Origin of the sequence: Pseudomonas sp. CH235 (assembly GCF_004368175.1) — a bacterium.
Lineage (GTDB): Bacteria > Pseudomonadota > Gammaproteobacteria > Pseudomonadales > Pseudomonadaceae > Aquipseudomonas > Aquipseudomonas paraglycinae.
On the sequence record NZ_RRZJ01000052.1, the window covers coordinates 1 to 15,659 of the forward strand.

Below are 15,659 nucleotides of genomic sequence, written 5' to 3' on the forward strand. Positions count from 1 at the left end.
ACTCAACGTGCGCGGTGTTGATGGTGATACCGCGAGCTTTTTCTTCTGGAGCGCTGTCGATCTTGTCGAATTCAACTACGGCCGAACCGAAAACTTCGGAGCAGACGCGAGTCAGAGCAGCGGTCAGAGTGGTTTTACCGTGGTCAACGTGGCCGATGGTGCCAACGTTTACGTGCGGTAGGGAACGATCAAATTTTTCTTTAGCCACGACAATTAACTCCTAGCCTAAAGGGGCTGAATCAGCCTTGTTTTTTGGTAACGGATTCGACGATGTGCGACGGAGCCGTATCGTATTTTTTGAATTCCATAGAGTAGCTTGCGCGACCCTGAGACATGGAACGAACGTCGGTCGCATAACCGAACATCTCACCCAGTGGAACTTCGGCACGGATAACCTTGCCGGACACTGTGTCTTCCATACCTTGGATCATGCCGCGACGACGGTTAAGGTCGCCCATCACATCACCCATATAGTCTTCAGGCGTAACAACCTCTACCGCCATGATCGGCTCAAGCAACTCACCACCGCCCTTCTGGGCCAGTTGCTTGGTCGCCATGGAAGCAGCCACTTTAAACGCCATCTCGTTGGAGTCGACGTCGTGGTAAGAACCATCGAACACGGTAGCCTTCAGGCCGATCAGCGGATAGCCGGCAACAACGCCGTTCTTCATCTGCTCTTCGATACCCTTCTGGATAGCCGGGATGTATTCCTTAGGAACCACACCACCCACTACTTCGTTCAGGAATTGCAGACCTTCCTGACCTTCGTCAGCAGGAGCAAAGCGAATCCAGCAATGACCGAACTGGCCACGACCGCCGGACTGACGAACGAACTTGCCTTCGATTTCGCAGTTCTTCGTGATGCGCTCACGGTACGAAACCTGTGGCTTGCCGATGTTGGCTTCGACGTTGAACTCACGGCGCATCCGGTCAACCAGGATGTCCAAGTGCAGCTCGCCCATGCCGGAGATGATCGTTTGACCAGTCTCTTCATCAGTTTTGACGCGGAAAGACGGGTCTTCCTGAGCAAGCTTGCCCAGAGCGATACCCATTTTTTCCTGGTCATCCTTGGTCTTAGGCTCTACGGCAACCGAAATAACCGGCTCCGGGAAGTCCATGCGAACCAGGATGATTGGCTTGTCAGCATTGCAGAGGGTTTCACCAGTGGTGACGTCCTTCATGCCGATCAGGGCCGCGATGTCGCCAGCGCGTACTTCCTTGATCTCTTCACGGGCGTTTGCGTGCATTTGCACCATACGACCCACGCGCTCTTTCTTGCCTTTAACCGAGTTGATCACGCCGTCGCCGGAGTTCAACACGCCCGAGTAAACGCGGACGAAGGTCAAGGTACCCACGAATGGGTCGGTAGCGATCTTGAACGCCAGGGCCGCGAACGGCTCGTCGTCGCTTGCATGACGCTCCATCTCTTCTTCCTCGTTATCAGGGTTGGAACCCTTGATAGCAGGAATGTCGGTCGGAGCAGGCAGGAAGTCGATAACGGCGTCGAGAACCAGGGGAACGCCCTTGTTCTTGAACGAAGAACCGCAAACAGCCAGAACGATTTCGCCGGCGATAGTACGCTGACGCAGAGCAGCCTTGATCTCGGCGATCGACAGCTCTTCACCTTCCAGATACTTGTTCATCAGCTCTTCGCTGGCTTCGGCGGCGGCCTCAACCATGTTGTTGCGCCATTCTTCAGCCAGTTCAAGCATGTCCGCAGGGATTTCCTTGCGAACCGGAACCATACCCTTGTCAGAGTCGTTCCAGTAGACAGCTTGCATGTTGATCAGGTCGATCTGGCCCTGGAAGTTATCTTCCGAACCGATAGCCAGCTGGATCGGCACCGGAGTGTGACCCAGACGCTGTTTGATCTGACCGATCACGCGCAGGAAGTTGGCACCAGCACGGTCCATCTTGTTTACATAAACAAGACGTGGAACGCCGTATTTGTTGGCCTGACGCCATACGGTTTCCGACTGAGGCTCAACACCCGAAGTACCGCAGAACACAACGACCGCGCCGTCGAGTACGCGCAGGGAACGCTCTACTTCAATGGTGAAGTCTACGTGGCCCGGAGTATCGATTACGTTGAAGCGATGCTCGTGTGGGTACTGCTTCTCGGAACCTTTCCAGAAGGCGGTAATGGCAGCAGAAGTAATGGTAATACCACGCTCCTGCTCCTGAACCATCCAGTCTGTGGTCGCGGCGCCGTCATGCACCTCGCCCATTTTGTGACTTTTGCCAGTGTAAAAAAGGACGCGCTCGGTGGTGGTGGTTTTACCAGCATCCACGTGTGCGACGATACCGATGTTACGGTAGCGACTAATCGGAGTAGTACGAGCCATAAAGCCCTCGCAAAATTAGTGAAGCTAAAATTAGAAGCGGTAGTGCGAGAAAGCTTTGTTAGCTTCGGCCATACGGTGCACGTCTTCACGCTTCTTAACAGCAGCACCTTTACCTTCAGCAGCATCCAGCAGCTCGCCAGCCAAGCGCAGAGCCATAGACTTCTCGCCGCGCTTGCGGGCGAAGTCTACCAACCAGCGCATTGCCAGAGCGTTACGACGGGACGGACGAACCTCGACCGGAACCTGGTAAGTAGCACCACCAACGCGGCGCGACTTCACTTCGACCAGCGGAGCGATGGCGTCGAGTGCTTTTTCGAAGAGTTCCAGGGGATCGGTGCCGGTCTTGCGAGCCGCAACGGTTTCCAGGGCACCATAAACGATACGCTCGGCAACGGCTTTCTTGCCGCTTTCCATAACGTGGTTCATGAATTTGGCGAGGATTTGGCTTCCGTATTTCGGATCGTCCAGAATCTCACGCTTTGCTGCTACGCGACGTCTTGGCATTGATAAGCCCTCAAACGGTCTTCAGGTTAGCTCGGGACAGATCCAGTGGATGCGCGCCCGACCTTACTCTTATCGACTCAATAAAATGAAAATCTGCAAAACGGCCGATTACTTCGGACGCTTGGTACCGTACTTCGAACGACCCTGGTTACGGCCTTTAACGCCGGAAGTATCCAAGGAGCCGCGAACGGTGTGGTAACGAACACCAGGCAAGTCTTTTACACGACCGCCGCGGATCAGTACCACGCTGTGCTCTTGCAGGTTGTGGCCTTCACCACCGATGTACGAGGAAACCTCGAAACCGTTGGTCAGACGCACACGGCATACTTTACGCAGTGCCGAGTTAGGTTTTTTCGGCGTAGTGGTGTACACACGGGTGCACACGCCACGACGTTGCGGGCAGTTCTGCAGCGCAGGCACGTCGGATTTCTCGACGATACGCTTACGCGGCTGACGTACCAGCTGGTTGATAGTTGCCATCTACTAGCTCCACTGTTGTCTTGCGACGCTATTGTCTTGCAAGAAAAGCAAAATGGCAGGAACGAATTCCCGCCAAATTTAGGGGATCAAGAGTCTAAAGAGGATCTTGTCCCCAGTCAAGGCAAGGCCCCGACCTCCCCGCTCGTCGAACCTCGACAAATTGTCTCGATTCGATGAACGGCTTGATCAGGGCCTCAGCTCATTTTTCGCAGAACTCAGTTACCGCTCGAGTTCAGCGCTTCGGTCAGTGCAGCTTCCACTTCACTGGCGCTTACGCGCAACGGCTTGTCTGCATCACGACGACGCTTGCGCTCGCTGTGATAAGCCAGACCGGTACCGGCCGGGATCAGACGACCCACGACCACGTTTTCTTTCAGGCCGCGCAGGTAATCGCGCTTGCCGGTTACGGCCGCTTCGGTCAGTACGCGGGTGGTTTCCTGGAAGGAAGCCGCCGAGATGAACGATTCGGTCGACAACGACGCCTTGGTGATACCCAGCAGAACGCGGGTGAACTTGGAGACAAATTTGTCTTCCGCGTTCAGACGCTCGTTCTCTACCAGAACGTGAGTCAGTTCCATCTGGTCGCCCTTGATGAAGCTGGAGTCGCCGGACTCGGAGATCTCAACTTTACGCAGCATCTGACGCAGGATGGTCTCGATGTGCTTGTCGTTGATCTTCACGCCTTGCAGACGGTAAACGTCCTGGATCTCGTTGACGATGTACTTGGCCAGCGCGCTCACACCCAGCAGACGCAGGATGTCGTGCGGATCGCTCGGACCGTCGGAGATAACTTCGCCGCGGTTTACCTGTTCGCCTTCGAACACGTTCAGGTGACGCCACTTCGGAATCAGCTCTTCGTACGGATCGCTACCGTCGTTCGGGGTAATAACCAGACGGCGCTTGCCTTTGGTCTCTTTACCGAACGCGATGGTGCCGCTGACTTCAGCCAGAATCGACGCTTCTTTCGGACGACGGGCTTCGAACAGGTCGGCAACACGCGGCAGACCACCGGTGATGTCACGGGTTTTCGAAGTTTCTTGCGGGATACGAGCGATAACATCACCGATCGCAATCTTCGCACCGTCCGCAACACCGACCAGGGCGTTGGCTGGCAGGAAGTACTGAGCGATAACGTCAGTGCCTGGCAGCAACAGATCCTTGCCGTTGTCATCAACCATCTTCACCGCAGGACGGATGTCCTTGCCGGCAGCCGGACGGTCTTTGGCATCGAGTACTTCAATGTTGGTCATACCGGTCAATTCGTCAGTCTGACGCTTGATCGTGATGCCTTCTTCCATGCCCACGTAGGTCACGGTACCTTTCATTTCGGTAACGATCGGGTGAGTGTGCGGATCCCACTTGGCCACGATTGCGCCAGCGTCGACCTTGTCACCTTCTTTAACCGAAATCACGGCACCATACGGCAGCTTGTAACGCTCGCGCTCACGACCGAAGTCGTCAGCGATTGCCAGCTCACCGGAACGGGACACAGCAACCAGGTTGCCATCCACACGCTCAACGTGTTTCAGGTTGTGCAGACGGACGGTACCGCCATTCTTCACCTGAACGCTGTCGGCTGCGGAAGTACGGCTTGCCGCACCACCGATGTGGAACGTACGCATCGTCAGCTGGGTACCCGGCTCACCGATGGACTGGGCAGCGATAACGCCGACCGCTTCACCGATGTTCACCTGGTGACCACGAGCCAGGTCACGGCCGTAGCACTTGGCGCAAATGCCATAGCGGGTTTCGCAGCTGATCGGCGAACGCACGATCACTTCGTCGATGCTGTTCAGCTCGATGAACTCGACCCACTTCTCGTCTACCAGAGTGCCAGCAGGAACGATGACGTCCTCGGTACCCGGCTTGAATACGTCACGGGCAATGACACGACCCAATACGCGCTCACCCAACGGCTCTACAACGTCACCGCCTTCAATGTGCGGAGTCATCAGCAGACCGTGTTCAGTGCCGCAATCGATCTCGGTTACAACCAGATCCTGCGCCACGTCTACCAGACGACGAGTCAGGTAACCGGAGTTCGCAGTTTTCAACGCGGTATCCGCCAGACCTTTACGAGCACCGTGAGTCGAGATGAAGTACTGGAGTACGCTCAGACCTTCACGGAAGTTCGCAGTAATCGGCGTTTCAATGATGGAACCGTCCGGCTTGGCCATCAGACCACGCATACCGGCCAGCTGACGAATCTGTGCTGCGGAACCCCGCGCACCCGAGTCGGCCATCATGTACATCGAGTTGAACGATTCTTGCTCGACTTCGTCGCCGTGACGGTCGATGACTTTCTCTTTCGAGAGGTTGGCCATCATCGCCTTGGAGACTTCGTCGTTCGCTTTCGACCAAAGGTCGATCACTTTGTTGTACTTCTCGCCCTGGGTTACCAGGCCGGAGGCGTACTGGCTCTCGATTTCTTTCACTTCGTCGGTGGCAGCACCGATGATGCGGGCTTTTTCATCCGGGATAACGAAGTCGTTAACACCGATGGAAACGCCGGAAATGGTCGAATAGGCAAAACCGGTGTACATCAACTGGTCAGCGAAGATCACGGTCTCTTTCAGACCAACCACGCGGTAGCACTGGTTGATCAGCTTGGAGATCGCCTTTTTCTTCATCGGCAGGTTGACGACGTCGAACGACAGACCTTTTGGCACAACCTGGAACAGCAGCGCACGGCCGACAGTGGTGTCGACGATACGGGTGTTGTTCACGCTGTTGCCGTCACGATCGTTCACGGTTTCGTTGATACGAACCTTGATCTTGGCGTGCAGTGCGGCTTCGCCGGCACGGAACACACGGTCAACTTCCTGCAGATCCGCAAACACACGACCTTCGCCCTTGGCGTTGATCGCTTCACGAGTCATGTAGTACAGACCCAATACAACGTCCTGCGACGGAACGATGATTGGCTCACCGTTGGCTGGCGACAGAATGTTGTTGGTCGACATCATCAACGCACGCGCTTCGAGCTGGGCTTCCAGCGTCAGCGGTACGTGTACGGCCATTTGGTCGCCATCGAAGTCGGCGTTGTACGCGGCGCAGACCAGAGGGTGCAGCTGGATAGCCTTACCTTCGATCAGTACCGGTTCAAACGCCTGGATACCCAGACGGTGAAGAGTCGGTGCACGGTTGAGGAGGACCGGGTGTTCGCGAATCACTTCAGCGAGAACGTCCCAAACTTCTGGCAGTTCGCGCTCGACCATTTTCTTGGCCGCTTTGATGGTGGTCGCGAGACCACGCATTTCCAGCTTGCCGAAAATGAACGGCTTGAACAGCTCGAGAGCCATCTTCTTCGGCAGACCGCACTGATGCAGACGCAGGGTCGGGCCTACGGTAATTACCGAACGACCGGAGTAGTCAACACGCTTACCGAGCAAGTTCTGACGGAAACGACCTTGCTTACCCTTGATCATGTCAGCCAGGGATTTCAGAGGACGCTTGTTGGAACCTGTGATAGCGCGGCCACGACGACCGTTGTCGAGCAGTGCATCGACAGCTTCCTGCAACATACGCTTTTCGTTGCGCACGATGATGTCCGGAGCGGACAGATCCAGCAGACGCTTCAAACGGTTGTTACGGTTGATCACTCGACGATACAGATCGTTGAGGTCGGAAGTCGCGAAACGACCGCCATCCAGCGGAACCAGTGGACGCAGATCTGGCGGCAGAACCGGCAGAACGGTCAGCACCATCCACTCTGGCAGGTTGCCGGAACCCTGGAAGGCTTCCATCAACTTCAGACGCTTGGACAGCTTCTTGATCTTGGTTTCGGAGTTGGTTTGCGGAATTTCTTCACGCAGACGGCCAATCTCGTGTTCCAGGTCGATAGCGTGCAGCAGTTCACGGACAGCTTCGGCACCCATGCGGGCGTCGAAGTCATCACCGAACTCTTCCAGCGCTTCGAAGTACTGCTCGTCGTTCAGCAGCTGACCTTTTTCAAGAGTGGTCATGCCCGGGTCGATAACGACATAGCTCTCGAAGTAGAGAACGCGTTCGATATCACGCAGGGTCATGTCCATCAGCAGGCCGATACGGGACGGCAGCGATTTCAGGAACCAGATGTGGGCAACTGGCGAAGCCAGTTCGATGTGCGCCATGCGCTCACGACGAACCTTGGCCAGTGCAACTTCAACGCCGCACTTCTCGCAGATCACACCACGGTGCTTCAAGCGCTTGTACTTACCGCACAGGCACTCGTAATCCTTTACCGGGCCAAAGATCTTGGCGCAGAACAGACCGTCACGCTCAGGTTTGAACGTACGGTAGTTGATGGTTTCCGGCTTTTTAACTTCACCGAACGACCACGAGCGGATCATCTCAGGCGAGGCCAATCCGATACGGATGGCGTCGAACTCTTCGACTTGACCCTGGTTTTTCAGCAAATTCAGTAGGTCTTTCAAGGCCTTTCCTCCTGGCGGAGCAGAGAGCGGGCAATCCTGCCCCGCTCTCGATCGCGTCACGTGTTATTCGGTTTCCAGATCGATATCGATGCCGAGGGAACGAATTTCCTTGATCAACACGTTGAAGGACTCGGGCATGCCCGGCTCCATACGGTGATCGCCGTCCACGATGTTTTTGTACATCTTGGTCCGGCCGTTCACATCGTCCGACTTCACTGTGAGCATTTCTTGCAGAGTGTAAGCAGCACCGTATGCTTCCAGTGCCCAGACCTCCATCTCCCCGAAACGCTGACCACCGAACTGCGCCTTACCACCCAGCGGCTGCTGGGTAACCAGGCTGTACGAACCGGTAGAACGCGCGTGCATCTTGTCGTCTACCAAGTGGTTCAGCTTCAGCATGTACATGTAGCCAACGGTAACTGGACGCTCGAACTTGTTGCCGGTACGGCCGTCGGTCAGCTGCATCTGGCCGCTTTCTGGCAGGTCTGCCAGTTTCAGCATGGCCTTGATTTCGCTTTCCTTGGCACCGTCGAACACTGGAGTGGCCATTGGAACACCGCCACGCAGGTTCTTCGCCAGATCCAGGATTTCCTGATCGGAGAAGCTGTCCAGATCTTCGTTACGACCGCCGATCTGGTTGTAGATCTCGTCCAGGAAGGTACGCAGCTCAGCGACTTTGCGCTGCTCTTCGACCATCCGGTTGATCTTCTCGCCCAGACCTTTGGCCGCGAGGCCCAGGTGGGTTTCAAGGATCTGACCAACGTTCATACGCGAAGGTACGCCCAGCGGGTTAAGGACCACGTCGACCGGGGTGCCATTGGCATCGTGCGGCATGTCTTCAACCGGCATGATCACGGAGACCACACCTTTGTTACCGTGACGACCGGCCATCTTGTCGCCCGGCTGGATGCGACGACGGATTGCCAGGTAAACCTTGACGATCTTCAGCACGCCTGGAGCCAGGTCATCGCCCTGCTGCAGTTTGCGCTTCTTGTCTTCGAACTTGTCGTCCAGCAGACGGCGGCGATCAACGATGTAGGCCTGAGCCTTCTCGAGCTGCTCGTTCAGAGCATCTTCAGCCATGCGCAGTTTGAACCACTGACCATGCTCAAGACCGTCGAGTACTTCGTCGGTGATGTCCTGACCTTTCTTCAGGCCCGCGCCGCCTTCAGCCTTGTGGCCTACCAGAGCGGAACGCAGACGTTCGAAGGTCGCGCCTTCAACGATGCGGAACTCTTCGTTCAGATCCTTGCGGATCTCGTCCAGCTGGGACTTCTCGATCGACAGTGCACGAGCATCACGCTCAACGCCGTCACGAGTGAAGACCTGCACGTCGATGACAGTACCTTTGGTGCCGGTAGGCACGCGCAGGGAGGTGTCTTTAACGTCGCTGGCTTTTTCACCGAAGATCGCACGCAGCAGTTTTTCTTCCGGAGTCAGTTGGGTCTCGCCTTTCGGAGTGACCTTGCCTACCAGGATGTCGCCTGCGCCAACTTCAGCACCTACGTAAACGATACCGGCTTCGTCCAGCTTGTTCAGAGCGGCTTCACCCACGTTCGGGATGTCCGCAGTGATTTCCTCTGGGCCAAGCTTGGTGTCACGAGCCACACAGGTCAGTTCCTGAATGTGGATCGTGGTGAAGCGGTCTTCCTGAACCACACGCTCGGACAGGCAGATGGAGTCTTCGAAGTTGAAGCCGTTCCATGCCATGAACGCGATGCGCATGTTCTGACCCAGAGCCAGTTCACCCATGTCGGTGGACGGGCCGTCGGCCATGATGTCGCTACGCTGAACGCGATCACCTTTGCTCACCAGCGGACGCTGGTTGATGCAGGTGTTCTGGTTCGAGCGGGTGTATTTGGTCAGGTTGTAGATGTCGACACCCGCTTCGCCGGTTTCAACTTCGTCATCAGCAACACGAACCACGATACGGCTGGCATCAACGGAGTCGATCACGCCGCCACGACGAGCCACGACGCAAACGCCGGAGTCGCGAGCCACGTTACGCTCCATGCCGGTACCTACCAGCGGCTTGTCAGCGCGCAGGGTTGGTACAGCTTGACGCTGCATGTTCGAACCCATCAACGCACGGTTGGCGTCGTCGTGCTCGAGGAACGGAATCAGCGACGCTGCAACCGAAACTACCTGCTTCGGCGAAACGTCCATCAAGGTGACGTCTTCCGGCGCCTTGACGGTGAATTCGTTCAGGTGACGCACGGCCACCAGTTCGTCGATCAGGACTTTCTGCTCGTTCATGGTCGCCGAAGCCTGCGCGATCACGTGATCGGCTTCTTCAATGGCGGACAGGAACACGATGTCGTCGGTGACCACACCCTCTTTCACCACACGGTACGGGCTCTCGAGGAAGCCGTACTGGTTGGTGCGAGCGTAAGCAGCCAGCGAGTTGATCAGACCGATGTTCGGACCTTCCGGCGTTTCAATCGGGCAGACACGACCGTAGTGAGTCGGGTGTACGTCACGGACTTCGAAGCCCGCGCGCTCACGAGTCAGACCGCCAGGGCCGAGTGCAGAGACACGACGCTTGTGGGTGATCTCGGACAACGGGTTGTTCTGGTCCATGAACTGCGACAGCTGGCTGGAACCGAAGAACTCTTTCACCGCCGCAGCCACTGGCTTGGCGTTGATCAGGTCTTGCGGCATCAGGCCTTCGCTTTCAGCCATCGACAGACGCTCTTTGACCGCACGCTCAACACGTACCAGGCCAACGCGGAACTGGTTCTCGGCCATTTCGCCTACGCAGCGAACACGACGGTTACCCAGGTGGTCGATGTCGTCGACGATGCCTTTACCGTTACGGATGTCGACCAGAGTCTTCAGTACCGCGACGATGTCTTCCTTGCACAGCACGCCCGAACCTTCGATCTCGGTACGACCGATACGACGGTTGAACTTCATCCGGCCGACCGCAGACAGGTCATAGCGCTCAGGGCTGAAGAACAGGTTGTTGAACAGGGTCTCGGCAGCGTCTTTGGTTGGCGGCTCGCCTGGACGCATCATGCGATAGATCTCGACCAGCGCTTCCAATTGGTTGCTGGTGGAGTCGATCTTCAGCGTGTCGGAGACGAACGGACCGCAGTCGATGTCGTTGGTGTACAGAGTTTCGATGCGTACGACGCCGGCCTTGGCGATTTTCGCCAGGATCTCGGTCGACAGCTCGGTGTTGCATTCTGCCAGGATCTCACCGGTAGCCGGGTGTACGATGGCCTTGGCGGTGGTACGACCCAGAACGTAATCCAGAGGCACGTCCAGCTCTTTGATCCCGGCTTTTTCCAGCTGGTTGATGTGGCGGGCAGTAATACGACGGCCCTGCTCAACGATCACCTTGCCTTTGTCATCCTGGATGTCGAGAACTGCGACTTCACCACGCAGGCGCTGAGGCACCAGCTCCAGGCTCAGGCCTTCGCCTTTCACGTGGAATACGTTGGTGGTGTAGAACGCGTCCAGCACTTCCTCGGTGGTATAACCGAGCGCGCGCAGCAGTACCGAGGCCGGCAGTTTGCGACGACGGTCGATACGCACGAATACGCAGTCTTTCGGGTCGAACTCGAAGTCCAGCCACGAACCGCGGTAAGGAATGATGCGCGCGGAGTACAGCAGTTTGCCGGAGCTGTGCGTCTTGCCACGGTCGTGGTCGAAGAACACGCCCGGGGAACGGTGCAGCTGGGAAACGATAACACGCTCGGTACCGTTGATTACGAAGGTACCGTTCTCAGTCATCAATGGGATTTCACCCATGTAGACTTCTTGCTCTTTGATGTCCTTGATCGCTTTGTTCGACGATTCTTTGTCGAAAATGATCAGGCGCACTTTTACCCGCAAAGGTACGGCGAAAGTTACACCGCGCAATACGCATTCTTTGACATCAAATGCCGGTTCGCCCAAGCGATAACCGACGTACTCCAGCGCAGCATTGCCGGAGTAGCTGATGATCGGGAAAACGGATTTGAAGGCCGCATGCAGGCCCACGTCGCGGAACTGATCTTTAGTCGCTCCCGCTTGCAAGAATTCACGATACGAATCCAGCTGGATGGCCAGGAGGTAAGGCACATCCATGACGTCCGGCAACTTGCTAAAGTCCTTGCGGATACGTTTTTTCTCAGTATATGAGTAAGCCATCAGCGTTCCCCAGCTTGGTCACCTGCTTGTTTGGCCCCTCCCGACGGGAGCAGCCAGAAAATCGTGCAAACCCCATGGTTTGCGCCACCGCATCGGGTGGTTACAGCTCGTTATCGACACCGACCCAGTCGGCTGCCAATAACGGAAAAAGGCCGGTGGCAAGAGCCACCAGCCATCAGCCTGTCGCTTGACGCTCGGGCTGGAGGAGCAAAGTCGATGCTTACTTCAGCTCGACTTTAGCGCCTGCTTCTTCCAGCTTCTTCTTAGCGTCTTCAGCAGCTTCTTTCGAAACGCCTTCAGCTACAACCTGAGGAGCGCCGTCGACTTTCTCTTTGGCTTCTTTCAGGCCCAGACCGGTCAGTTCACGAACTGCCTTGATCACGTTTACTTTCTTCTCGCCGGCTTCAACCAGAACAACGTTGAACTCGGTTTGCTCTTCAACAACAGCGGCAGCAGCAGCTGGACCAGCAGCAGCAACAGCAGCGGTCACGCCGAAGGTTTCTTCCATTGCTTTGATCAGCTCAACAACTTCCAGAACGGTTTTCTGGCCGATTGCTTCGATGATTTGTTCGTTAGTCAGAGACATGACTCAATTCCTGATTTGATGGACAGCCTGTACGGCCGTCGAAATAAACAAAAATACGCGAGAGTGGAAACGCTCAGCCTCAGGCTGCAGCTGCTTCTTTCTGATCGCGAATTGCCGCCAGAGTACGAGCCAGCTTGCTGGTAGCGCCTTGAATCACGCTCATCAGTTTCGCAATAGCTTCGTCGCGAGTTGGCAGGCTTGCCAGCACGTCGATCTCATTCGCTGCGAGGAACTTGCCCTCGAACGAAGCTGCCTTGATCTCGAACTTATCCTGACCCTTGGCAAATTCCTTGAACAGACGAGCAGCAGCGCCCGGGTGTTCGTTGGAGAATGCAATCAGGGTCGGGCCGGTGAACACGTCGTTGAGGACACTGTAAGGAGTGTCAGCAACAGCGCGCTTGAGCAGGGTGTTACGTACAACACGTACGTAAACGCCAGCTTCACGAGCCTCTTTACGGAGTCCGGTCATTGCGCCTACTGTTACGCCACGGGCATCAACCACGACAGCGGACAGAGCGACTTTGGCAGCCTCGTTGACTTCAGCGACGATGGCCTTCTTGTCTTCGAGATTAATTGCCACGGGTTTAACTCCTGCTTGTTACCGTTTCATTCGATCGAAACCGAATGTCGTTTTGGTGTCTGATTCGGTAAGGAACCGGGAGCACCATCTGCGTAGGCTTGAGGTTTAAGACTTGCGTCGCCTACGGTCTTGGATAGCCCCCGCCAGGCAGGGACCCCAATCTTTCAATTGGCGCAGTCAACTGCGCCAATTTTTGTCTTACGCGTCCAGCGAGCTCTGGTCGATGACCAGACCTGGGCCCATAGTGGTGCTCAGGGTAACGCGCTTGACGTAGATACCTTTCGAAGAAGCTGGCTTGATACGCTTCAGATCAGCGATCAGGGCTTCAACGTTTTCCTTCAGCTTGACGGCATCGAAGCCGATCTTGCCAACGGAAGTGTGGATGATGCCGTTTTTGTCGGTGCGATAACGAACCTGACCAGCCTTGGCATTTTTAACCGCGGTAGCGACGTCTGGGGTAACAGTGCCGACTTTCGGGTTAGGCATCAGACCACGTGGACCGAGGATCTGACCCAGCTGACCTACAACGCGCATGGCATCCGGGGATGCGATCACTACGTCATAGTTCAGGTCGCCGCCTTTCATTTCGGCAGCCAGTTCGTCCATACCTACACGGTCAGCGCCGGCAGCCAGAGCGGCCTCAGCAGCTGGACCCTGGGTGAACACAGCAACGCGAACAGTCTTGCCAGTGCCGTGTGGCAGCACAGTAGCGCTACGAACGACCTGGTCGGATTTACGCGGGTCTACGCCCAGGTTTACAGCTACGTCGAACGACTCGCTGAACTTGACAGTCGACAGCTCGGCCAGCAGTGCAGCGGCTTCTACAATGTTGTAGGCCTTGCCTGCTTCGATTTTGCCGGCGATAGCCTTTTGACGCTTGGTCAGCTTAGCCATTACACACCCTCCACGTTAAGGCCCATGCTACGAGCAGAACCGGCGATAGTACGCACGGCTGCATCCATATCAGCTGCAGTCAGATCCGCGTTTTTGGTTTTCGCGATTTCTTCCAGCTGAGCACGGGTAACAGTGCCAACCTTAACGGTGTTCGGACGAGCGGAACCGCTGGTCAGACCGGCCGCCTTCTTCAGCAGAACCGAAGCAGGGGTGGATTTGGTTTCGAAAGTGAAGCTACGGTCGCTGTAGACAGTGATGATCACTGGAGTCGGCAGACCAGCTTCCAGACCCTGGGTACGGGCGTTGAAAGCTTTGCAGAATTCCATGATGTTCACGCCGTGCTGACCCAGAGCAGGACCAACAGGTGGGCTTGGGTTAGCCTGAGCGGCCTTCACTTGCAGCTTGATGTAAGCGGTAATCTTCTTGGCCATGAGGCACTCCAATTACGGGTTCGAACGCCTCGAAAGGCTCCCCGGTTACTTGCGCGTTTATCCCAGTGACGACAAAACCCCACAGCCTAGGGCTGCGGGGTTGGGATGCTTGCTCAGCTAGACCTTTTCGACCTGACTGAACTCCAACTCTACCGGAGTAGAGCGTCCGAAAATGAGCACTGCCACTTGGATCCGGCTCTTTTCGTAGTTAACTTCTTCAACAACACCGTTAAAGTCAGCAAACGGACCATCATTGACTCGAACGGTTTCGCCTGGCTCGAACAGCGTCTTCGGCTTCGGCTTGTCGCTACCGTCAGCAACGCGACGCAGAATCGCTTCAGCTTCTTTATCGGTGATTGGTGCTGGCTTATCAGCAGTACCGCCGATAAAACCCATCACCCGAGGAGTATCCTTGACCAAGTGCCAAGTACCCTCGTTCATATCCATCTGAACCAGCACATAACCTGGGAAGAATTTGCGCTCGCTTTTGCGTTTCTGGCCATTACGCATTTCAACCACTTCTTCAGTGGGAACCAGAATTTCGCCGAAGCCATCTTCCATGCCAGCCAGCTTTACACGCTCGATCAACGAACGCATGACATGCTTCTCGTAACCCGAGTAAGCATGCACAACGTACCAACGCTTAGCCACGGGACACCCTTAGCCGACAATCAAGGAAACAAGCCAGCCGAGCAGGGAATCAAGCCCCCACAACAGCAACGCCATAACCAGAACAACAGCCACAACAATCAGCGTGGTCTGTGTGGTTTCTTGGCGAGTTGGCCATACGACTTTACGAATCTCGGTGCGAGCTTCCTTAACCAGTACAAAGAAAGACTTGCCCTTGGCAGTCTGCAGGCCTACAAAGGCAGCTACAGCAGCAATAACAAGCAATGCGAGTACACGGTACAGGATCGGCGAAGCAGCGTAATACTGATTGCCGACAACGCCAACAATTACCAAAGCGACTACGACAAGCCACTTGAGCAAATCGAAGCGAGAGCCTTGAGCTTCAGCTTTAGGAGTCATCTATGAAGATCCTGTGAAAAGAAAGCCAGACACACCAAGTGAATCTGGCAGGTCAGGAGGGAATCGAACCCCCAACCTACGGTTTTGGAGACCGTCGCTCTGCCAATTGAGCTACTGACCTAAAACAAAATCAGGCCGGCCATTATGCCGGCCTGAAAAAGACATTACAACTATTTACTCGATGATCTTGGCTACGACGCCAGCACCAACGGTACGACCGCCTTCACGGATTGCGAAACGCAGGCCGTCTTCCATCGC

The 15,659-nt window shown here is 55.8% G+C and carries 12 protein-coding genes, 1 tRNA gene and 1 pseudogene; all 14 read right to left on the reverse strand.

What is annotated here, in order from left to right; translation table 11 throughout:
- Positions 1 to 208: GTP-binding protein (locus EIY71_RS27985; RefSeq protein ID WP_232254023.1), on the reverse strand; the 208-nt coding region annotated here is incomplete at its 3' end.
- 31 nt (positions 209 to 239) lie between these two features.
- Complete coding sequence (gene fusA / locus EIY71_RS27990; protein ID WP_011336173.1) at positions 240 to 2,345, reverse strand: elongation factor G; 2,106 nt, start codon at positions 2,343 to 2,345, stop codon at positions 240 to 242.
- Between the two features lie 30 nt (positions 2,346 to 2,375).
- Positions 2,376 to 2,849, reverse strand: coding sequence for a 30S ribosomal protein S7 (rpsG, locus tag EIY71_RS27995; RefSeq protein ID WP_007957592.1), 474 nt, complete (start codon positions 2,847 to 2,849; stop codon positions 2,376 to 2,378).
- Between the two features lie 108 nt (positions 2,850 to 2,957).
- The gene (gene rpsL, locus EIY71_RS28000) at positions 2,958 to 3,329 is read right to left on the reverse strand and encodes a 30S ribosomal protein S12 (RefSeq protein ID WP_003186084.1); all 372 of its coding nucleotides are present in this window, start codon (positions 3,327 to 3,329) and stop codon (positions 2,958 to 2,960) included.
- A 215-nt stretch (positions 3,330 to 3,544) separates the two neighbouring features.
- Positions 3,545 to 7,744 (reverse strand): DNA-directed RNA polymerase subunit beta', encoded by a 4,200-nt coding sequence (gene rpoC / locus EIY71_RS28005; RefSeq protein WP_007957594.1) that lies wholly within the window; start codon positions 7,742 to 7,744, stop codon positions 3,545 to 3,547.
- Positions 7,745 to 7,807: 63 nt separating this feature from the next.
- Entirely contained in the window at positions 7,808 to 11,881 is a 4,074-nt protein-coding gene (gene rpoB, locus EIY71_RS28010; RefSeq protein ID WP_007957595.1) for a DNA-directed RNA polymerase subunit beta, read from the reverse strand.
- A 220-nt stretch (positions 11,882 to 12,101) separates the two neighbouring features.
- Positions 12,102 to 12,467: a 50S ribosomal protein L7/L12 gene (rplL, locus tag EIY71_RS28015; RefSeq protein ID WP_007957596.1), complete on the reverse strand. Its 366-nt coding sequence runs from the start codon at positions 12,465 to 12,467 to the stop codon at positions 12,102 to 12,104.
- Between the two features lie 79 nt (positions 12,468 to 12,546).
- Positions 12,547 to 13,047 carry a 50S ribosomal protein L10 gene (rplJ, locus tag EIY71_RS28020; protein WP_007957597.1) on the reverse strand — a complete coding sequence of 167 codons (501 nt, stop codon included), beginning with the start codon at positions 13,045 to 13,047 and terminating at the stop codon, positions 12,547 to 12,549.
- A 198-nt stretch (positions 13,048 to 13,245) separates the two neighbouring features.
- Positions 13,246 to 13,941 carry a 50S ribosomal protein L1 gene (gene rplA / locus EIY71_RS28025; RefSeq protein ID WP_085747590.1) on the reverse strand — a complete coding sequence of 232 codons (696 nt, stop codon included), beginning with the start codon at positions 13,939 to 13,941 and terminating at the stop codon, positions 13,246 to 13,248.
- A complete protein-coding gene (gene rplK, locus EIY71_RS28030; protein ID WP_003228756.1) occupies positions 13,941 to 14,372 on the reverse strand; it encodes a 50S ribosomal protein L11 in 432 nt (143 codons plus the stop codon). The genes rplA and rplK overlap by 1 nt, the downstream gene beginning before the upstream one ends.
- Positions 14,373 to 14,489: 117 nt before the next feature.
- On the reverse strand, positions 14,490 to 15,023 hold the full coding sequence (gene nusG, locus EIY71_RS28035) for a transcription termination/antitermination protein NusG (RefSeq protein ID WP_007957598.1): 534 nt from the start codon (positions 15,021 to 15,023) through the stop codon (positions 14,490 to 14,492).
- Between the two features lie 9 nt (positions 15,024 to 15,032).
- Positions 15,033 to 15,401: a preprotein translocase subunit SecE gene (gene secE, locus EIY71_RS28040; RefSeq protein WP_007957600.1), complete on the reverse strand. Its 369-nt coding sequence runs from the start codon at positions 15,399 to 15,401 to the stop codon at positions 15,033 to 15,035.
- Between the two features lie 45 nt (positions 15,402 to 15,446).
- Positions 15,447 to 15,522, reverse strand: a tRNA-Trp gene (locus EIY71_RS28045).
- A gap of 53 nt (positions 15,523 to 15,575) precedes the next feature.
- Positions 15,576 to 15,659, reverse strand: a pseudogene (locus tag EIY71_RS28050) (elongation factor Tu); the annotation flags it as partial.